The sequence below is a fragment of the Thalassotalea sediminis genome (genome assembly GCF_030295915.1).
GTDB lineage: Bacteria > Pseudomonadota > Gammaproteobacteria > Enterobacterales > Alteromonadaceae > Thalassotalea_C > Thalassotalea_C sediminis.
Map to the genome: position 1 here is coordinate 3,148,085 of NZ_AP027361.1, position 19,508 is coordinate 3,167,592.

Annotated in this window: 17 protein-coding genes and 2 riboswitches; of the genes, 2 read left to right on the forward strand and 15 right to left on the reverse strand. The window is 39.8% G+C overall.

Annotated features, from left to right (window positions below):
- Nucleotides 1-2 precede the first annotated feature (2 nt).
- Together QUE09_RS14385 and QUE09_RS14390 are read left to right on the forward strand one after the other, a co-directional pair.
- Nucleotides 3-3,071 carry an efflux RND transporter permease subunit gene (locus QUE09_RS14385; protein ID WP_286233526.1) on the forward strand — a complete coding sequence of 1,023 codons (3,069 nt, stop codon included), beginning with the start codon at nucleotides 3-5 and terminating at the stop codon, nucleotides 3,069-3,071.
- A complete protein-coding gene (locus QUE09_RS14390) occupies nucleotides 3,064-3,369 on the forward strand; it encodes a DUF3240 family protein (protein ID WP_286233527.1) in 306 nt (101 codons plus the stop codon). The genes QUE09_RS14385 and QUE09_RS14390 overlap by 8 nt, the downstream gene beginning before the upstream one ends.
- 49 nt (nucleotides 3,370-3,418) lie before the next feature.
- Here the strand turns inward: QUE09_RS14390 and QUE09_RS14395 are convergent, their stop codons facing one another.
- From QUE09_RS14395 to QUE09_RS14465, 15 genes are all read right to left on the reverse strand, one after another.
- On the reverse strand, nucleotides 3,419-4,798 hold the full coding sequence (locus tag QUE09_RS14395) for a PhoH family protein (RefSeq protein WP_286233528.1): 1,380 nt from the start codon (nucleotides 4,796-4,798) through the stop codon (nucleotides 3,419-3,421).
- A 308-nt stretch (nucleotides 4,799-5,106) separates the two neighbouring features.
- Complete coding sequence (locus QUE09_RS14400) at nucleotides 5,107-6,960, reverse strand: TonB-dependent receptor domain-containing protein (protein ID WP_286233529.1); 1,854 nt, start codon at nucleotides 6,958-6,960, stop codon at nucleotides 5,107-5,109.
- Nucleotides 6,961-6,996: 36 nt separating this feature from the next.
- Nucleotides 6,997-7,156: riboswitch (cobalamin riboswitch) on the reverse strand.
- 56 nt (nucleotides 7,157-7,212) lie between these two features.
- Nucleotides 7,213-8,070 carry a cobalamin-binding protein gene (locus tag QUE09_RS14405; protein WP_286233530.1) on the reverse strand — a complete coding sequence of 286 codons (858 nt, stop codon included), beginning with the start codon at nucleotides 8,068-8,070 and terminating at the stop codon, nucleotides 7,213-7,215.
- Nucleotides 8,070-8,672: a cob(I)yrinic acid a,c-diamide adenosyltransferase gene (cobO, locus tag QUE09_RS14410; protein WP_286233532.1), complete on the reverse strand. Its 603-nt coding sequence runs from the start codon at nucleotides 8,670-8,672 to the stop codon at nucleotides 8,070-8,072. Before cobO ends, QUE09_RS14405 begins: the two co-directional genes overlap by 1 nt.
- Nucleotides 8,669-10,150, reverse strand: a complete 1,482-nt coding sequence (locus tag QUE09_RS14415; protein WP_286233533.1) for a cobyric acid synthase — start codon at nucleotides 10,148-10,150, stop codon at nucleotides 8,669-8,671. The genes cobO and QUE09_RS14415 overlap by 4 nt, the downstream gene beginning before the upstream one ends.
- Nucleotides 10,150-10,830, reverse strand: coding sequence for a histidine phosphatase family protein (locus QUE09_RS14420; RefSeq protein ID WP_286233534.1), 681 nt, complete (start codon nucleotides 10,828-10,830; stop codon nucleotides 10,150-10,152). The genes QUE09_RS14415 and QUE09_RS14420 overlap by 1 nt, the downstream gene beginning before the upstream one ends.
- Complete coding sequence (gene cobU, locus QUE09_RS14425) at nucleotides 10,823-11,386, reverse strand: bifunctional adenosylcobinamide kinase/adenosylcobinamide-phosphate guanylyltransferase (RefSeq protein WP_286233535.1); 564 nt, start codon at nucleotides 11,384-11,386, stop codon at nucleotides 10,823-10,825. Before cobU ends, QUE09_RS14420 begins: the two co-directional genes overlap by 8 nt.
- Entirely contained in the window at nucleotides 11,383-12,183 is an 801-nt protein-coding gene (locus QUE09_RS14430; RefSeq protein WP_286233536.1) for an adenosylcobinamide-GDP ribazoletransferase, read from the reverse strand. The genes cobU and QUE09_RS14430 overlap by 4 nt, the downstream gene beginning before the upstream one ends.
- Nucleotides 12,183-13,247: a nicotinate-nucleotide--dimethylbenzimidazole phosphoribosyltransferase gene (gene cobT, locus QUE09_RS14435; RefSeq protein ID WP_286233537.1), complete on the reverse strand. Its 1,065-nt coding sequence runs from the start codon at nucleotides 13,245-13,247 to the stop codon at nucleotides 12,183-12,185. Before cobT ends, QUE09_RS14430 begins: the two co-directional genes overlap by 1 nt.
- A gap of 2 nt (nucleotides 13,248-13,249) precedes the next feature.
- Nucleotides 13,250-14,239 (reverse strand): FecCD family ABC transporter permease, encoded by a 990-nt coding sequence (locus tag QUE09_RS14440; protein WP_286233538.1) that lies wholly within the window; start codon nucleotides 14,237-14,239, stop codon nucleotides 13,250-13,252.
- Complete coding sequence (locus tag QUE09_RS14445) at nucleotides 14,239-15,009, reverse strand: ABC transporter ATP-binding protein (protein ID WP_286233539.1); 771 nt, start codon at nucleotides 15,007-15,009, stop codon at nucleotides 14,239-14,241. The genes QUE09_RS14440 and QUE09_RS14445 overlap by 1 nt, the downstream gene beginning before the upstream one ends.
- Before the next feature lie 87 nt (nucleotides 15,010-15,096).
- A riboswitch (cobalamin riboswitch) is annotated at nucleotides 15,097-15,304 on the reverse strand.
- A 193-nt stretch (nucleotides 15,305-15,497) separates the two neighbouring features.
- Nucleotides 15,498-16,208, reverse strand: coding sequence for a gluconate 2-dehydrogenase subunit 3 family protein (locus QUE09_RS14450; RefSeq protein ID WP_286233540.1), 711 nt, complete (start codon nucleotides 16,206-16,208; stop codon nucleotides 15,498-15,500).
- Nucleotide 16,209: 1 nt separating this feature from the next.
- The gene (locus QUE09_RS14455) at nucleotides 16,210-17,892 is read right to left on the reverse strand and encodes a GMC family oxidoreductase (RefSeq protein WP_286233542.1); all 1,683 of its coding nucleotides are present in this window, start codon (nucleotides 17,890-17,892) and stop codon (nucleotides 16,210-16,212) included.
- 2 nt (nucleotides 17,893-17,894) lie between these two features.
- Nucleotides 17,895-18,623: a 3-keto-disaccharide hydrolase gene (locus QUE09_RS14460; RefSeq protein ID WP_286233543.1), complete on the reverse strand. Its 729-nt coding sequence runs from the start codon at nucleotides 18,621-18,623 to the stop codon at nucleotides 17,895-17,897.
- A 22-nt stretch (nucleotides 18,624-18,645) separates the two neighbouring features.
- Nucleotides 18,646-19,500, reverse strand: a complete 855-nt coding sequence (locus QUE09_RS14465; protein ID WP_286233545.1) for a sugar phosphate isomerase/epimerase family protein — start codon at nucleotides 19,498-19,500, stop codon at nucleotides 18,646-18,648.
- Between the last annotated feature and the right edge of the window lie 8 nt (nucleotides 19,501-19,508).

Sequence of the window (19,508 nt, forward strand, 5' to 3'; positions counted from 1 at the left end):
AAATGCTCGATTTTTTAATAAGGTTCTCCTTAATCCAAAGAGTATTCATCGCACTTGCTACTATATTTTTAGCACTACTAGGCTTAAAAGCTTGGTTAACTCTCCCAGTTGATGCTTTTCCTGATATTTCACCAACACAAGTAAAAATTGTACTAAAAGCACCGGGGATGACTACGTCAGAAATTGAAACGCAAATCACACGTATTATCGAAACAGAGCTTTTAGGCATCCCATCTCAAAGTATTTTACGTTCAACAACTAAGTACGCAATTACCGATATTACATTAGATTTTGAGGAAGGCACTAATATTTATTGGGCCAGACAACAAGTAAATGAAAGACTGATGAATGTGTGGTCGGCATTACCAGATAATGTATCTGGAGGATTAGCCCCCATGAGCACACCACTCAGTGAAATGTTTATGTTTACCGTTGAAAACCCCTCACTTACATTACAACAAAAGCGTGAATTACTCGATTGGCAAATAAGACCAGCATTAAGAACAGTATCAGGTGTTGCAGATGTAAACAGCTTAGGAGGCTTCACTAAAACATATGAAATAACGCCTTCACCACTAAACATGAAAAATTTCGGTATCACTTTATTAGATATCGAAAACGCAATTACGCAAAACAATTTTAATGGTGGTATTGGCCGCCTTAATAAAGGTAACGACAATATTGTTGTTCGTACACAAGGACAATTTGAGAAAATAGATGATATAAAACAGATTGTTATTGCATCCACTCAACATACGACAATTAGGTTATCTGATGTTGCTTCTGTCAGTGAAGGTCATCTAACTCGTTATGGCGCGGTAACACGTAATAGTGAAGAATCAGTTCAAGGATTAGTCATTGCATTAAAAAATAGTAACACCGCGCAAGTAATATCTAACGTAAAAGAGGCCTTAGCCGAAATTAAACATTCTTTACCCAAAGGCACTGAGATAAATGTATTTTATGATCGCTCAGATCTAATAACTACAGCAATTAACACGATAGTTAATGCCTTAATACAAGCAGTAATTCTGGTGATCATATTACTTGCACTCTTTTTTGGAAATATTAGAGCGGCAATAATTGTTTCGATTTCCCTGCCCTTGGCGGCACTTTCAACATTTATTTTAATGCGTTACTTCTCAATATCGGCCAACTTGATGAGTTTAGGCGGCTTAGTCATTGCCATTGGTATGCTCGTCGACTCCTCTGTCGTCGTCGTTGAAAATACGGTCAACAGACTTGCCGAAAACAAATATTTACCTAAATTACATACGATTTATCGTGCATGTAAAGAAGTCGCCATACCTACGGTTTCAGGCACATTAATCATTGTTATTGTTTTTTCTCCGTTACTGACTCTTACAGGACTTGAAGGAAAATTATTCACACCTGTGGCATTAACAATAGTCTTTGCCATGCTAACTGCACTCTTGCTTGCCTTCACTTTTGTTCCTGTATTGGCATCAGTATTACTAAAGCAAAGTGAAGCAAGTGAACCTAAATTAATTAAAAGCATGCAATATCACTATCAAAAGTCACTTGAAAAAGCATTAAACAAGCCAAAGTTTTTATCGATTATTGCCTTTATCGCCTTAGGTATTAGTGTTTTTATCTTTACGCAACTTGGTAAAAGCTTCATGCCTACTCTAGATGAAGGAGATATTATTGTACAATTAGAAAAATCGCCAAAAATAACGCTTGCAGGCTCGATAGCAGTTGATCAACAAGTTGAAGCAGCGTTGCTAAAACAAATACCTGAGGTTGCACAAATCGTTGCTAGAACAGGATCTGACGAATTAGGACTCGATCCTATGAGCCTGAATGAAACAGATGTTTTTATGGAATTAAAGCCGCAAAGTGAATGGCGTTTTAATACCAAACAAGAACTCATTGAAGAAATAAGAGCTGTTTTGAGCAATTACCCAGGTATGAATATTAACTTTACTCAGCCAATACAAATGCGTGTATCGGAAATGCTTACTGGTACAACGGGCGATGTATCAATAAAGATATTCGGTGATGATGTAACCACCTTAGCTACCCTAGCAAATAATATGCGAACACTTGTAGAGCAAGTAAATGGCAGTGAAGACGTTCAAACAGCACTGATTACTGGTGGAAAATATATTCGCTTATCTCTTAAAAACGAAGTTGCAAATGAATATGGTTTAACTACCCACGCATTGACACAGATACTCAAGCCTCAATTAGAGGGGAGAAATATATCCAAATTAAATGACGTAAACAAACATACCCCCATTGTCTTTGCAACAAGTACTAAAAATGCACGCTCAAACATAAATTCAATAGTAGATTTAAATACGTTGTCGATCCTCACGCCAAGTAATGATTTGCTGCCACTAAATGAAGTCGCTGAAATAACGATGGAAGAAGAGCCGTTGTTAATTGAACGAGAAAATGGCAAAAGATTTGTTGCCATCAGCACCAATGTTTCTAACAGAGATGTGGTGAGCTTCGTAGATGAGTTGAAAGATCTAGTGCATTCGAAGCTACCACTACCTAGCGGATACACATTAATTTTTGGTGGCGAATTTGAAAATCAGCAAAGAGCGATGAATAACCTCATTTTTGTCGTACCATTATCGCTATTGATGATTTTTATTATTCTATTTACAACTTTTCAATCATTACCATTAGCAGCGCTTATTCTTGGAAACATACCATTTTCGATAATGGGGGGAGTAACCGCTCTGTTTATTTCTGGTCAATATTTATCAATTCCAGCTTCTGTTGGCTTTATTGCCTTGTTAGGTGTTGCTGTATTGAACGGCATTGTTATGATCAGTTATTTTGAACAAACAAAAATATTAATACCGCAATTAACCGACCGCGTTGTTAGCGGAGCAACACGTAGACTTCGTCCAGTATTGATGACAGCAACAACCGCTATGTTTGGTTTGCTGCCACTCGCATATGCCACAGGACCAGGCGCTGAAATACAAAAGCCTCTAGCCATTGTCGTTATTGGTGGGTTAATCACGTCAACGATAACAACATTGTATTTACTGCCTATTTATTATCGGATGTTGGAGAAAAAATATGGTTAATTCAATGCTTTTATTTAGCTTTGTTGTACCTAAAAAAATCAAAGATGACGTTACAGATGTTCTGATTAAAAGCCCATTTGCTTCTGGCTTTAATCTAACGCCAATATTAGGTTATAGCCAAGAACACAGCTCATTTAATATTGAGGAACAAGTAAGGGGTTATAAACATATGTGCCAATTCGAAGTACTGATAAAACAACAAAACCTACAGGCAATAAAAGATAGCCTTGCTATGTCTTTTAACATGTCTGGTATTAGGTATTGGGTAACACCAATTTTAGAAACAGGCCATATTTAACATAAAGACAGGGGGGAATGCTCCCCCTGCTCATTCTACATCGTAAACCTTATAAATTCTCTTCGGCAAATGACGCTAACCTTGAGCGCACAACACCATTTAAGTTTACAGTAGTGCTCCCTGGAAAGTCCTTAAAACGTTCTACAATATACGTTAATCCAGAGGTTAAGGCGGTAAGATAATTACTATCAATTTGCGATAAATTACCAGAGCACACTAGCTTAGTACCTTCACCGCAACGGGTAATGATGGTTTTTAACTGTGAAGCCGTTAAATTTTGACATTCGTCCAAGAGCACAAAGGCATTCTGAATACTTCTACCGCGCATAAAATTAACAGACTTAAACTGAATATTCGCCTTATCCATTATATAGTTAAGGCTTCCTTCCATGTTCTCATCTTGCTTGTGTAACACTTCTAAAGAATCTGTAATAGCTGCCAGCCACGGTGCCATTTTCTCTTCCTCGGTACCCGGCAAAAAGCCAATAGATTCGGCAATTTCAGGTGTGCTTCTTGTTACGATAACCTTATCGTACATTCCACGCTCAATGACCATTTCTAATGCTGACGCCAGCGCTAATAACGTTTTACCACAACCTGCTGGCCCGGTCAGAATAACGAGATCAATATTCGGATCAAGTAAAGCATCCATTGCCATACCTTGATAAATATTTTTCGGGGTAATACCCCATGCCTGCTTCGACATTAAACGTTCACGACTTAAATCAGCGATTGCTAAACGATCATCATCCCAGCCCATTACTTTGCCTGCGAAATGCTCACTATCATCAATCAAATATTCGTTCATATAGGCATTGGGAAATACAGACTTTTCAATATAATGCGTGGTATTACGCCCTTCTGATTCACTTTCACAGTTTTTCACTTGTTGCCAAAAATCTCCTGAAAATTTATGGTAACCTTTAGTAAGAAACTGAATATCATCAATTAATTGATCTGTTCGATAATCTTCAACATGCTTTAACCCTGCACCTTTGGCTTTCAAACGCATATTGATGTCTTTTGTAACTAATACTACCTTTTTATTCTTTTGATGATCTTGAATATGCAGAGCAGTATTAATGATGCGATTGTCATTCTCATTAAAAGACAACTTACCAACAGCCTGTGCTAAGGTATAATCATTAAAAATTGATAGTGTTCCTATTTTTGTTGCATCTTCTCTTGAGGGTAAAGGAACACCAGCCAATACTTCTTCAGGGGTTGCATTTGCTAAGGTATCTTCCAAAGCTCTAATCGCAACACGGGCATCACGGCTAACATCTTTTCTACGATCTTTAATAGAGTCGAGCTCTTCAAGCACCGTCATCGGCACTACCACATCGTGTTCTTGGAAGGATAAAAAGGCAAAGGGTTCATGGAGCAAGATATTAGTATCTAATATATAAATCGTTTTATCTTCAGTCATATACACAAATTTCCTATAAAATGAAAACCTTGCATCAATCAAATTGGCAACTAACCACGATTTACCGCTGTCAATATGATCAACATATTCAGTTGAATTTTGACCCTCCTCACGTCACATAAATGAATGAAGCACTTTCACTTTGACACCATCTGAGTTGACTTGCAAGCACCAATTAGCCTAGTTCAGTAACTTTTTGCAATGCACAAAAAACGCTATTCTGCAAATTAGAATAGCGTTTTTATACTGAATAAATATTCGGATTTTTTTACATTAATACCAATGGTATTTATGGTTAATCATCGCGATTAATTTTGATAGCTGATACCAAGGTATATCGTTCTTTCTTGAGAAAAATAACCATTAATTGTTTGGTATTGCTCATTGAAGGCGTTATTTACTTTCGCTTCAATTTTTAAGTTACTTGATAAAGGATAACTCGTGCCTAAGTTAATCAGTTGATAACTGTCTAATTTAACTTTACCTACACCCCAAACATCATCGTATCTTTTACCTTTGTATTGCCATTCAAAGTAGACATCGGCATTAGCAACGTCTGTGCTGAACTTATAGTTAGCAAACTCTTTAGCTCTGCGAATAAGCTGCTTATCCTCTCCTGCTTCTGCACCAGTATCTTCGGCATTTACATAACTGATATTAAATTGATGAAGTCCATATGGTGCCGCGTAATTTAAACCTAGCTCAGCGCCTTCAATTTCAACATCATTAATATTAATAGGCATGGTATGCCCTTCACTATTAGTGCCGTTCCAAGCAATTAAGTTTTCAATGTCTGTTTTATGCACATTCAATGACAGTGATAGTGAGTCAAATTTACTGGTGATATTAAGTTCTACACTGTCAGACGTTTCTGAAGATAAGTCTTTATTGCCAACATATCCCCAACTTAATGGATAATAAAGATCATTAAACGTTGGTGCTTTAAAGCTCGTTCCCGTTGACAATACAACACGAGTATCATCACTTATTTGGTACCCCAGACTTGCGTTATAAGTAGTCTCTGAGTCTACATCTTCCACATCATCATAACGCAAAGCCAACTCATAACTGAATTTATCTTGGTTATAAACAGTGTGAGCAAAATAACCGGCGATATCACGTTGCGTTTCAACAAACTCACTTGAACCTCTTAGCTGTTCTTCATAAAAGTCAGCACCAACATTTACCTGCCAGTTAGCAGAAAACATTGTATGATTTAACAACGACACTTGGTCTCGGCGAGTATCAAAAACATTGCCTTCATTTTTTGCTGTACCATTACCATAACTAATATTTGAGGTACGGCTCTGCCCTATAGAAAGTTGCGTACTATTGGCATAACTCGCTAGCGTTGTTTGATAAGCGGCAGCTATATTCCACATATGGTTATTAACCGCAGATTCATTATGCCCAGCGCTATCATATTCTGTATCGCCCTGATCTACTTGCGCTAGCCACGTTAGTGCCAATGCCTCATTTACCTGTTGTTGACCATTGATTGCTAAAGAATCATAGTCAAATCCGTCATCATCTGACTCTGCATCATCTTTTACGTCAAAGCCGTCACTTTCTTCATGGTTAACACTAAAGCTCGTTGAACCGTCACCGTGCTCTAAACCAAAACCTGCACTATATTTTTGATAATTATCACTGCCGAAAGTCGCACTAGCAAAGTATTCACCACCGTCTACTTTACGGGTAAATATCTGAATAACACCACCAATAGCGTCTGACCCCCAAAGCGCTGCTCGTGGGCCTTTAATTATTTCAATGCGATCAACTAATTCAGGTGCAATTTCATTTAAATTTGTAGTACCTAAAGTTGCCGAGCCAATTCGAATGCCATTGATCAAAACCAAGGTATGTCCTGAGTTTGCTCCTCGCATATATACTGAAGCATTTTGTCCTCGGCCTCCATTCGCGGAAATATCAATACCCGAAACGGTTGCTAATATATCTAAAACAGATTTAGCCTGAATTTCTTCAATATCAGCACGGGTAATTACAACTTGTGAAGCTAATACGTCTTCAGCGTTAGTTGCCGCTCGGTTTGCTGTAATGACAATATGCTCATCTGCTTCTAACACAGGTGTATTAGCAAAAGTTACAGGAGATATGGCAAGTGCCGCCAATATAGACGACGTGATAAGTTTATGTTTCATTTTTTCCTCGCTACCAAAGCCCACCGCATTGGTAAAACTTAATTAAAAATCTAAACCGGTCTCCGGGCTTTTGACGGTCAACGAAAAAACTACCGTTGAATATTGTCAATTTACCGTTGCGGGGGCAGCACAAGCGTTTCACTTGTTTCCCTTCTTACTTAGTTTTTCGCTAAGTGTTTAGATTTTGTATCATTCTGATCAAAGGCGATCAGAGGGTTAAATACTACGACCGAAATGTCAGTCGTAGTGATATTACTTTCGCTGCTTATCAATGAGTTCACAAAGTGACGATAACTCGTCTAGCGACCTTGAGGTCATGCGATAAAGCATATCGGCGTTAGGATGTATAAACGCATTATTTTTCACTGCTGGCATATCCGGCCATTGTTGCCAGTTAATTTTATCGGGCGACTGATTACCATGTGATGATGGCTGTATAATGATTTGCGGTGCTTTAATAATCACCTGTTCAATATTAATTTGAGGGTAATCTGTTTTACTTTCTTTAAAAGGGTTTGTTGCACCACACACTTGTATTTGCTGTTGTAACCACGCGTTTTTTGCAATTGTCGTCAGTGGTCTAGGCCATAACTCATAAAACAATGATATTGGCGTAGCATTTTGATAGGTTTCTTTTAGCGTCGCTAATTGTGCCAAATATTTATCTGCTTGCTGGTTTGCGCTACGTGATAGCCCTGTCCATTGCCCTAAATCTCTTAATTCTTTTGCTACATCTTCCAAGGTAGTAGGGTTAGAGTAAACAATAGGAATACCAAATGTTGCTAATCTCGCCAGATCATCCGCTGGGTTACCTGATTTCCATGCAATAATAAGATCAGGGTTAGCAGCGAGTATTTTCTCAATACTAAGTGTTGCATAGTTACCAACACGTGGAATATTTTTTGCTTTTAAAGGAAAATCGGCATGATCAGTCGTACCAATAATAAGATCCCCCGCACCTATTTGAAAAAGGTTTTCAACGATATGTGGCGCTAAGGCAATAATTCGTTTAGCCGGTTTATCTATTGACTCTTCGGCGTGTGCGGCGTTAACACTAACAAGTACAGAAATCCCTACAAAAAGTGATAACAACATAGTGTTCATATTCATTACCAATCAATACCTTTTTGTACTTTAATGCCTGCTTCAAACGCATGTTTCAAAGATTGCACTTCCGAAACAGTATCTGCCATCTCCACTAGGCGTCTGTGTGCTGCACGTCCTGTAACAATAACGTGTTGCCCCGCTGGTCTATTCGCAATCGCATCTAGCACTTCATCAATATCGAGATAACGATAACTCAACATATAGGTCAACTCATCAAGTAAGATGGTGTTTATACTCGGATCACTTAACAACCTTTTGGCTTCCTGCCAGACAATTTCTGCCGCCGCCATATCAGCTTCTTTATTTTGTGTTTCCCACGTAAAACCCGTTTTCATCACATAAAAAGGAACGCCAGATTTTTCTAATAAGTTTCGTTCACCACAGTCCCATGTGCCCTTTATAAACTGGCAAACAGCAGCAGTGAGGCCATGACCAACACTTCGGGTTATCATGCCAAACCCAGAGGTTGATTTACCTTTACCATTACCCGTTATAACTAACAGCAACCCTTTATCTTCTTGTGCAGCAGCAATTCGCTGGTCAACTTTCTCTTTTAGTTTTTGTTGACGGGCTTTATGCTTTGCTTGCTTTTCTTGTTCATTCATTGTTCTCTCCAATGTGTTAATGCGTCTTCTATCTTATCTAATGCTAAGTGCTGTTCGCAGGTATCAGCTAGTCGCTCAATTGCCTGTTCTTGTATTATTTCTAGTGACGTCGCTTCTTGTAATGTCGTATTGCACCACTTCGATAATTGTGCAATAGCATTTTTACAATCCCAAATACCATGTAAATATCCGCCGGCAATGTTTTTGTCATCACTAATTGCCCCATGTGGCTCACCGTTAATAGTCATCAAAGGTTGTATATCGGCTAGAAAAGTGGTTGTACCTATATGAATTTCGTAGCCCGTAATATCACTACTCTCCTCGATTAAATGCAGACTTGCCGCTCGATTAACCAATGTTTTACTGGGTTGTAATTGTGTTGTAATTGGTAAGAGTTTAAGTCCTTCAGAAGTGCCTGCTTCTCCCTCTAATCCAAGAGGGTCTTGCACAGAGTGTCCGAGCATTTGAAAGCCGCCACAAATACCAAACAATTTACCTCCGTAACGCAAATGCTTAAGTATTTGTTGATCCCAGCCTTGTGCTTTTATAAAAGCTAAATCATCACGCGTATTTTTACTGCCAGCGAGTATAATAAGATCAGCGTCAGGCAAATTTGTTTGTGTACATTCCGAAGCATAAATAAAGGTTAAGTCGATTTCAGGATGTATTCTTAATGCGTCAAAATCATTGTGATTGCTCATTCTTGGTGTTACCGGCACAATAACTTTTAGTTTCACATTCTCAGTATCTTGCACATTATTAACGGCATCTTCAGCGGCAATATGCAAACCATGAATGTAAGGCAACACACCTAATACAGGCTTGTTCGTATAGTTTTCAAGCCAAGTTAACCCCGGTTCTAATAGCTTAATATCGCCACGAAAGCGATTTATGACAAAGCCAATAACTCGCTGTTGCTCGGTTTCACTCAGCAACGCTAATGTACCGACTAAGTGCGCAAATACACCTCCTTTATCAATATCAGCAATAAGAATAACGGGGCAATCAGCAGCTTCCGCAAAACCCATATTTGCAATATCACCTTCGCGTAAATTTATTTCTGCAGGGCTCCCTGCACCTTCAACAACAACGCGTGAAAAATCTTGCTCTAAACGATGGTGTGAAGTCATTACAGCTCGATGCGCTATTTTTTTATAATCATGATATTGGTCAGCGTCCATACTATTAAAAACTTTGCCATGGATTATCACTTGTGCACGCTTATCAGACTGAGGTTTTAACAAAATTGGGTTAAAATCTACTGACAAAGGGACGTTGGCAGCTTGGGCTTGTACTGCTTGTGCTCGGCCAATTTCACCACCATCTGGCGTAACGGCGCTGTTCAATGCCATATTTTGAGGTTTAAAGGGTGCAACGTTTAAGCCTCTTCGTGCATATATTCGACACAATGCAGCGACTAATGTGGTTTTACCAGCGTCGCTTGTTGTCCCTTGCACCATAATTGTTTTTGACACCATTAGCCTAACTCCAAATCGACATCTGAACTTGGTTTCGTTACACGGTCATTTACTGTACTTAACGGTCGGCTAATATATTTAACGCGCGTTTGTTGGGCTAAAACATCTATTTTAGTCAAGCTACCATAACCAATTGATAATTGTGTATACCAGTTGGGATTGCGTACATTAATGTTTAGAATTAACGCGAGTATCATGCGAATAACGCCACCATGGCAGACAACGAATAAATCACCTTGGCTCTCTTCAAGCTGCTTTAACAGCGTCTGCCAAGCTTGATTCACTCGATATACGAATCCAGTTAGTAATTCTGCATCCGGTAATGGATGTTGCACAGGATCTTGCCAAAACCTTTCCAATTGACACCAAGGATCTACCTGTTGATAAAGCTCATCAAAATTTACGCCATCATAACGTCCAAAATTCATTTCTTTTAAAGTCGGTAGCAGCATAGGTTTGGGTAACGAAAGTTCAGTCGACACTTGATCTGCTAGCGTGCTACAACGTCTTAGCGGCGAACTAAGAACAGCAACAGGTATACGCTCCTGCAAGTTAAAGAAATAACCTACTAATGCTGCCAACTGTTTGTTTTCTTGTTCATCTACACCAACGTCTGTATGGCCATATAACGCAGCTTCACCTTGTACTTTACCGTGTCGCATTAAAAATATATTAGCCATGTTCACTGCCTTTTAGTGTCAAGGGTAACCCCGCTGTTACCAGAGTAACTTGCTCTGCTACTTTAGCTAATTTCTGGTTAAGCCAACCGGCATGATCAACAAATAACCTTGTTTGTTCACCCAAAGGTACAACCCCTAAGCCAACTTCGTTAGCAACGACAACAATCGTTAAACGCTTACTGTGTTCACTGAGCACATGCAATAAATCAGCAATACGTGCAGTAATTTGCTGCGATTTATTTTCATAATTTGCGTCGAGGCTATCTAGGCTCATTAATACGTTATTTATCCAAAGCGTTAAACAATCAATCAATACCGTACTATGATTAGGAAGCTCCAATAGCGCTTGTTCAATATCAAGAGGACATTCAATTAACAACCAATAATGTTGTGCCCTATCTTTTTGATGTTTAGCAATACGCGCTTGCATTTCATTATCGTAAGCCTGAGCGGTCGCTAAGTAATAAGGGCTACTGTTGCCAGCATATTCACACGTACGGCGTTCAGCAAAAGATGATTTACCACTTCGCGCGCCACCTAACACTAAATGGATCACGTATTACCTCCCATGGTAAATGCAACAATAATCAGATAAATGAACAGCTCTGCTATTTGTTGGCAAGCGCCAAGACAATCACCAGTGAAACCACCAAGTCTCAACGTCAACCACTGTCGAAACAAGACTCTAAATAACCACAAAACACCAAACATGGTCATTATAAATCCGAGATTCGCTAAAGTTTCAGGAAGTAAGATTAAAGGAAGAACTCCGACTACAAGCACTATCAAGCAATCTAGCAGACCTTGCTGTTGTGCTAGCGGCTTACTTTTACTGCCTTTTTCCTCTGATACATAAGGTGTACTTATTATTAGGCTAGCAGCAATGCCCCTTGAAAAACCATGAGCAAACAGCAATGCAAATGCCATAAAAGCGGTATCTGCAATTTGCGTTAATAAAGTGAATTTCAGCATCAGTGCTAAAAACAAAGTGATAGCGCCATACGTACCTAATCGGCTATCTTTCATAATGGCGAGTTTAGCTTCAACGGTAAAACCACCTCCCATACCATCAGCCATGTCGGCAAGACCGTCTTCGTGAAAGGCGCCAGTAAGCAATGTGCCAACAATCATTATTAATACTATGGCGACATTAACGGGTAAAAACAGTGAAAACATGAGATAAAAAGCGAATAAAATAGTGCCGACTAACAAGCCAACAAGCGAAAAGTAGCGTGTCGCTTTATTCAGTTCTGATGCTTGAAAGTGGCTTATATTACCAACAGGTATTCGTGTAAAAAACTGGCAAGCCATTCGAAACATGCGCCATTGTCTAGTCACGAAAGCTAAAGACATTACACCGTCACCCCAGCACTTTCAAAGCTAGCCATGTCATTATAAAAACTCATTGCTGCTTGTAGTAACGGATATGCTAAAGCTGCGCCAGTTCCCTCACCTAAACGTAAATCTAGCTTTAATAGTGGATGCGCGTTGAAATTAGCCAGTATTCTTTGATGTGCAAATTCATCTGACTGGTGCGCAAAAATAAGGTAATCTCGAATATTAGGCGCAAGTTTTTCTGCCAATAGTGCAGCCGCACTTACAATAAAGCCATCGACTAAAATTGGCACTCCTTGCTTTGAACTCGCTAGCATTGCACCTACAATATGGGCAATTTCGAAGCCACCTAATTCTGCAAGCTGAGTATAGGCTTGATGCTTTTTCTCGTTCAATGAAAGGCGATCAAGCCCACGTTGGATCAACTGCTTTTTCAGGTTTAATTGCGCTTGCGTAATGCCAGTGCCTAACCCTACTGATTCTTGTGCAGATAAACCAAGCACAGCAGCAGTGATCGCAGACGCAGCACTGGTATTAGCAATGCCCATTTCACCAAACATGAACAGGTTGCAACCTTGCTCAATAGCTTGTAATGAGATTTTTTCACCAGCAGCAACACAAGCATCTACTTGCGCTAACGTCATTGCAGACTGTTCACTAAGGTCATGCGTCCCTGCACCCACTCTTGATTCAATAAAATTATGGTGTTGAGCTTGTAACTCAGCGGGTAGCGGTGTGCACATGCCGGTATCTACCACTTGAAAATCAATATTATGACACCGACAAAAGCAGTTTATCGCAGCACCTCCGTTAAGAAAGTTAACCACCATTTGAAAAGTAACATCGCTTGGTGCAATACTAACGCCTTTTGCAGCAATGCCATGGTCTCCTGCAAAAACAATAACTCTCGGCGTTAATTTGTCTAGTTGTTGCCACTGACCATTACGTTGGGCCTGTATATTCGCTAATTTAGCCGCGAGCTTTTCAATCGCGCCTAATGCACCAAGCGGTTTTGTTTTTTGGTCTATTTTAGCCTGTATATCTGACGAATATTGTTGTGAAACCGGAGACACCTCAAACATTCTTACATCCTTCTCATAAGAAATAGAAAAAACACACTACCAATAACAGAAGTGATAACACCGATCGGTAACTCTTGGCCTGACAAGATAGTGCGCGCGACAACATCGACCCAAATCAAGAAGACCCCTCCCACTAAGCCAGCACAAACCATCAACTTTGCCGTTGTTAATCCAAAGAAGGGCCGAACAATATGAGGGATCATCAACCCTACAAACCCAATACCTCCACAATATGCAACGATAACAGCGGTCATCGCAGCACAAATACACAGTGATAGCATACGAATAAACGCAACGTTGACGCCCAGTGTTCTCGCGCCTTCATCGCTAAGTAATAACGCATCGAGTTGCCTTGAAAAAATAATGGCAATCAAAGTACATATAACGACAACCGGTGCGATTAGAAATAACGCATCGTAATTCGACCTTGCTAATGATCCCATCATCCAAAAAATAACGCGATTCGTGGCAAATGCCTCACCGAAGTACAAAATAAAGCTAGTAATGGCACTTAACAAAAAAGAAACAGCGACGCCAGCCAATAATAAGTGCTCAACGCGACGCCAGTTATTGTTCATTAAAATAGTCATTACAATAAAAACAGCGCTAAGTGCACCTAAAAATGCCGCTAGCGGTAAAGAAAATGTCTGAAAGTGCTCAGGTAACAAACTTGAGATTGTAGCGCCGAGTCCAGCGCCTGCGACAATACCAAAAAGGTAAGGATCAGCTAAGGGATTTCGAGTAACATTCTGCATTAATGCCCCGGCAGCTGCTAAGGCAAATCCAGCTAATAAGCCCATTAAAACTCTAGGTAGTCTAATTTCAAGTAAAATAGTTTGATAGATTGGCTGTTGGCATTGCGCACTTACACATTGCCAAACCTGAGAAAAACCAATTTCTGTTGTACCAAACCCCATAGAAAATAACAGTGATAGCAGTACAATAATAGATAGCACCAAGATACCAGGCATAAAAGGTATACGCGTATTCATTAGCAATGCCCACCAAAGGTTACCCGTAATTTCCCGGTAATGGGGTTGTTATCAACCAAACATTCCATTTGAAAAACCTGTGTTAACAGTTCAGCCTGCAACACCTTTTCAGGCACATCAAATGCTATCACTTCGCCATGAGACATAAGCATAATACGCTCGCAGTACAAGGCAGCCAGATTTAGATCGTGTATGGTCATCACTAGGGTTAACCCCAAATCTTTAACGATAGATAAAATTTGATGCTGATAAAAAATATCGAGATGGTTTGTTGGCTCATCCATAATCAGAATTTCGGGCCGTTGAACAATCGCACGTGCAATTAAACATCGTTGTTGCTCACCGCCAGATAACGTATTGAAAGCCTGATGTTGCTTATCAATTAAATCCACACGCTCTATTGCTTGACGTAAGGTTGTTAGATCAGCCTGAGTACTCAAATCAAAATAATTCTTGTGTGGAATAAGACCCATTTTAACCACGTCAAATACGGTCAAATTGAATACAGACTCTCGGTGTTGACTTACCACCGATATCTTTTGTGCAATTTCGCGTCGACTGAAGTCTTCAAGCGGTGTGTCTATAAGAGAAATAGAACCTGATTGAGGAAAATACTCTCGATAAAGGCATTTTAAAAAAGATGTTTTACCTGCACCATTAGGTCCGAGGATGCCAACAGTTTCGCCAGCATTCACTGCGAAATTAATACCTTTAAGTATCAATTTTTCATCAACAGACCAAACGAGATTTTCCGCACTTAAATGTAACAAAACACCATTACCTATGAGTATGCGTGCGGAGGTCAGGTTATTAATAGCGATGCTTGATAATAACTTAACTATGTTACCCGCACAGTTAGTAAATATCTTTTCATGGCAGGTCTCCTGACTTTTAGGGATGTCCCAAGATTTACCTTCCCAGTGTTAACACCAGTGGTTTTAAAACTCAGCCCTAATTACAGTTGCGGGAACAGTTGTGGAATTACACCACATTCCCTTTTAAGCCTTGGTGTTTTTACACATTTTGTCGGTAAAAATTTAAGGCACCATAAAAATTGCGGCTACTCTACCACAGTCAGTATGACAACACCAGAACTCAGCATTCTAGGTGGCTATGAGTAAATTTGAATAAAGGAGAGAGAGAACGAGATATAGACTTTCTAATAGAATAAACATCCAAACATAGGTTGCTTCATGCATTATCAAAAGGCTATAAATAGCCTTGGTTAGCGATAATATTACCTAACCAAGGCTTGCATTTACAACGTTAAACCTAATTTTTTAACGACTTGTTCAAGGTGAACCATCGCTTCTTTTGTTGGCCCAGGGTAGTCTCCCATAATAGGCACATTGCCTATATAACCAATATCTTTCATTCCGGCAGGACTAGAAAAGAATGCAGCCAATACTAATGATCTAAAACGAGAAAAAGCAGGAATAATTTGTGCAAATTCTTCGTTTTTAACATTTTTGTCATAGGCGATATCATCAATAATCATTAACTGCTCTGCAGAAGATAACTCATTAAAGGTTTTACCAAACCTCAACTTGGCTTCATCACCAATCCACAGCAATGTAGATAGGATAGTTGTTCTATCTCGCTGTTGTCTGCTGTATGGAGCACTTACCCATTCATCTACAACATCAGGCACGCCCACTTCACTTCCAGATGGTACTTCTCCTTCGCGTGGAACGAGAATATCGGACAATGTCGCCACTAAATTTAACTGTGACTGAGTCAGTGTTTTTGGCCAAGGTGATTTAGGTGGAATAATTAAGTTTGGATCTTTGCCGTATCCTTTGGCAGTAATTGGTGACAATTTTAACGTTGGCCAATGTCCAATACCCTTGGTGAGTTCTGTCTCAACAGCAAACGCAACGCCGGCAGGTATCAGACTGCTCGCTGAAAGCGCGCCTAGCCATTTTAACGATTCGCGGCGCGATAACTTAACTTCATATTTCTCCGTCATATTATAGCGCTCCCTTTTTCATTTGTTCAGATAACCATGAGGCATTTCTCATCGCTAATGTCATAATTGTTAACGTACAATTTTTATGTGGATTTGAAGCAAATACACCAGCGTCCATAACAAATAGATTGTCACAATCCCAAGTTTGTCCCCACTGATTTGTTACCGAATCTTTTGGTGATGCCCCCATGCGAGTAGAACCAACTTCATGAATAATTTGCCCACCTTTTAGAATCGCTTTTTCAGCAGACGGGAGAGGGTGGTTTATAGTCGCCCCCATCGTTTCTAATATTTCTTTTGCCGTTTTTAAGCCATGTTCTACTTGGTTTAATTCATGTTTAGACCATTTCCAATGAAACTTCGCAACGGGGATCCCCCATTTGTCTTTAACGTCTTCATCAATTTCCATATAACAATGCTCATTAGGTAGCATTTCACCACGCAGACTTAAATAAACAAAAGCACCATATTTATCTTTAACTTGCTGTTTTAATGAAGAACCATAACCTTGCAGTCCAGAACTTACGCCTGAGCCTGGCTGTTTAAAACCACTACTGATCTCAAAATGATAGCCTCGTGGAAAATCTAGTTCGTTATTAGCATGTGCTTTATGTCCCCACCATGGAATAAACAGATGATTTGCTGTATGCCCATCTTCGTTATACTTAGGTCGCCCTGCTAACGATGGAATAAATGCACCAAGCCCAGTGCCCGTTGAATCCATTATATTACGTCCGAGCTGACCACTTGAGTTTGCAAGCCCCTTCGGATGATGTTTACTTTTAGAGTTCATCATTATACGCGCTGATTCACAGGCACTCGCTGCTAAAATAACAACCTTAGCTTGCAAGCTTACTTCTTCGTGAGAGTTTTTATCAATATAAGTAACACCTGTCACTTTACCTTGATCATCTACCGTTACATTTTTAACCATGGCATCGGTTACGACTTTAAGGTTTCCAGTGGCTTTTGCCATGGGAATTAGTGAAGTTGTCGTTTGAAAGGCCGCACCAATAGAGCAGCCATGTCCACAAGGGGTTGCATAAAAACATGCTTGGCGATCATCTTTAGCCCGCGTTAATACAGCTCTATGCATTGGTGCTGTTGGAATGCCTAGTTTTTTCGCTGCAGCCGCCACTAACAATTCAGGAACACGTGGTTTCGGTGGTGGCTGTAATACCCCTTCTGATGAATCTGGCATATCATCAAGGCCTGTATTGGTTCCACATACACCAACGAGCGATTCCGTTTTATCATACCAAGGAGCAAGTTCATGATATTCAAACGGCCAATCTGCACCTAAACCATCGCGCGATTTCCCCTTAAAGTCATGCTCACTAAAACGCAACGAATATCGCCCCCAGTGATTGGTTCGTCCACCAAGCATACGTGCACGCCACCACAAAAACTCTGAATCTTCGCCTGTTGTATAGGGTTCACCAGGCACACTCCAGCCACCATCAACAGTCGCGTCATAAAAACCAAAATCTTTGTCGACATTACCAGACCCCATAAGCGGTGCTTCACCATTAGTTTTAAACATGGGTGTTTCAGTCTTGGGATCGTAGTCTCGACCTGCTTCTAACATCAATACTTTATGGCCAGCCTTGGTTAATACATAAGCAGCCATCGCGCCGCCAGCACCAGAACCAACAACTATTACCGGATATTTATTTTCGTTCATCGCTACAGCTCTTTAATTTTTATATTTTTAAAAGCAACAACATCACCGTGGTCCTGCAAACCTATGAAGCCTTTTGTTTGTTGACCAAACCCTTGCCATGTTGCAAATTTACTTTTGGCAACTAACGACTGCCAACGTTTACTGCCAATAGTAATATCTGCAGTTTTTACGTTGTTTTGCCAAACTTGAAGATGTCCGTTTTCCAAACGAATACGAATTTTATTCCATTTACCTGCCACTTTATGCGAATTTGCAGGCGATGAAATCATATCGTAAAGCGAGCCTGAAAGGTGCGTTGGGTTTTTATTGTCACTATGACGTTCATTATCTAGAATTTGAATTTCGGGTGCGCGTGAATATACGTATTTTTCTTGTTCATCGACACGAATAAAAATGCCACTGTTACCAGCTTCTGAAATTAACCAATCGAGTTTCAATTCAAAATTTTCGTAACTAGACTTGGTAATGATGTCGCCACCACCTTTACCCGTTAACGTTAGCGCACCATCAATTACTTGCCACTTTTCACTTAAAGCAGACTGTTGGTAATTACGCCATTGCGTTGCCGTTTTACCATCAAATAACAGTTGCCAGCCTTGTTCTTTTTCTTGCTCAGTTAACATATTACTACCCTGAGCACTAGCCACCGTTGATACGATAAGGCAAGCACTTGATAGTAATAAGGGTTTTATAACACTCGTTGCTTTTTGTAAGGTCTTTTTTATTATCATTTTTTTGCTCTTATATAATCATTTATAGTTTTTCTAATATTTTATCTAGACCATGCTTTGAGGCTAACACCGCTTCCATTGGTGTAAGGCCATTAGGATATTCTTCTTGTTCTACAACAATCCATAACGTTCCCCCAACAGCAATATTTGCTTTAGTGAGCGCCAACCAATCAATGGTATCTTTACCAATAATAGGCAATTTACCCGTGGTACCTTCTGGTAAGCGCACTTTATAATGCGTCGTTAACGTTCTACCTGGATAACGTTTTACGTACTCGACAGGATCTTTACCAGCGTATGTTGTCCAACCAACATCTTGCTGTAATACAACATCTGATGAGGTATTAGTGGCGATATAATCCCAATATGTTGTACCTTCAAAGTTATTAAACTCTTGATCATGATTATGAAAGCCAATACGCATTCCGTGTGGTTTTAATTTTATAGCTAGGTCATTTAGTAAACTAACAACTTCTTTAACACCGTCTGGATGCCAAGCTCGCTCGTCCCAAGGCACGATTAACATTGTTGCGCCAATAGCCTTGTAAAACTCAACCGTTTTGGCAAAATTTTCTTCATTAAGTTGGTCGAAACCTAAATGAGCACCGCTTGCTTCAAGTGCCTTTGACGATAAAAAGTTTTTTAATGCTTTTGGATCATCCTTAAACGGGCCAAAAGCACCTGCAAATTCAACGCCTTGAAATCCCATTTCTGCGAGCGAAGACAATGTTTGTTTGAATGAGGCGTTAACATCATCCTTTACCGACCAAAGCTGTACACTTAATTTAGGTAGCACGCTTTGTTTTTCATTCGCGTATGCAGCATTAGAAACAAACGGCAAACATGCACAAAGCAACGTTAAAAGCTTATTTTTCATTTTATTAT

Coding starts and splice junctions, on each gene's coding strand:
- QUE09_RS14405 (WP_286233530.1), bottom strand. CDS start 8,070: ATGAATATGAACACTATGTTGTTATCACTTTTTGTAGGGATTTCTGTA.
- cobT (WP_286233537.1), bottom strand. CDS start 13,247: ATGTTTGAGGTGTCTCCGGTTTCACAACAATATTCGTCAGATATACAG.
- QUE09_RS14460 (WP_286233543.1), bottom strand. CDS start 18,623: ATGATAATAAAAAAGACCTTACAAAAAGCAACGAGTGTTATAAAACCC.
- QUE09_RS14430 (WP_286233536.1), bottom strand. CDS start 12,183: ATGTCTTTAGCTTTCGTGACTAGACAATGGCGCATGTTTCGAATGGCT.
- QUE09_RS14420 (WP_286233534.1), bottom strand. CDS start 10,830: ATGGCTAATATATTTTTAATGCGACACGGTAAAGTACAAGGTGAAGCT.
- QUE09_RS14390 (WP_286233527.1), top strand. CDS start 3,064: ATGGTTAATTCAATGCTTTTATTTAGCTTTGTTGTACCTAAAAAAATC.
- cobO (WP_286233532.1), bottom strand. CDS start 8,672: ATGAATGAACAAGAAAAGCAAGCAAAGCATAAAGCCCGTCAACAAAAA.
- QUE09_RS14395 (WP_286233528.1), bottom strand. CDS start 4,798: ATGACTGAAGATAAAACGATTTATATATTAGATACTAATATCTTGCTC.
- QUE09_RS14385 (WP_286233526.1), top strand. CDS start 3: ATGCTCGATTTTTTAATAAGGTTCTCCTTAATCCAAAGAGTATTCATC.
- QUE09_RS14440 (WP_286233538.1), bottom strand. CDS start 14,239: ATGAATACGCGTATACCTTTTATGCCTGGTATCTTGGTGCTATCTATT.
- QUE09_RS14400 (WP_286233529.1), bottom strand. CDS start 6,960: ATGAAACATAAACTTATCACGTCGTCTATATTGGCGGCACTTGCCATA.
- QUE09_RS14465 (WP_286233545.1), bottom strand. CDS start 19,500: ATGAAAAATAAGCTTTTAACGTTGCTTTGTGCATGTTTGCCGTTTGTT.
- QUE09_RS14415 (WP_286233533.1), bottom strand. CDS start 10,150: ATGGTGTCAAAAACAATTATGGTGCAAGGGACAACAAGCGACGCTGGT.
- QUE09_RS14455 (WP_286233542.1), bottom strand. CDS start 17,892: ATGAACGAAAATAAATATCCGGTAATAGTTGTTGGTTCTGGTGCTGGC.
- QUE09_RS14450 (WP_286233540.1), bottom strand. CDS start 16,208: ATGACGGAGAAATATGAAGTTAAGTTATCGCGCCGCGAATCGTTAAAA.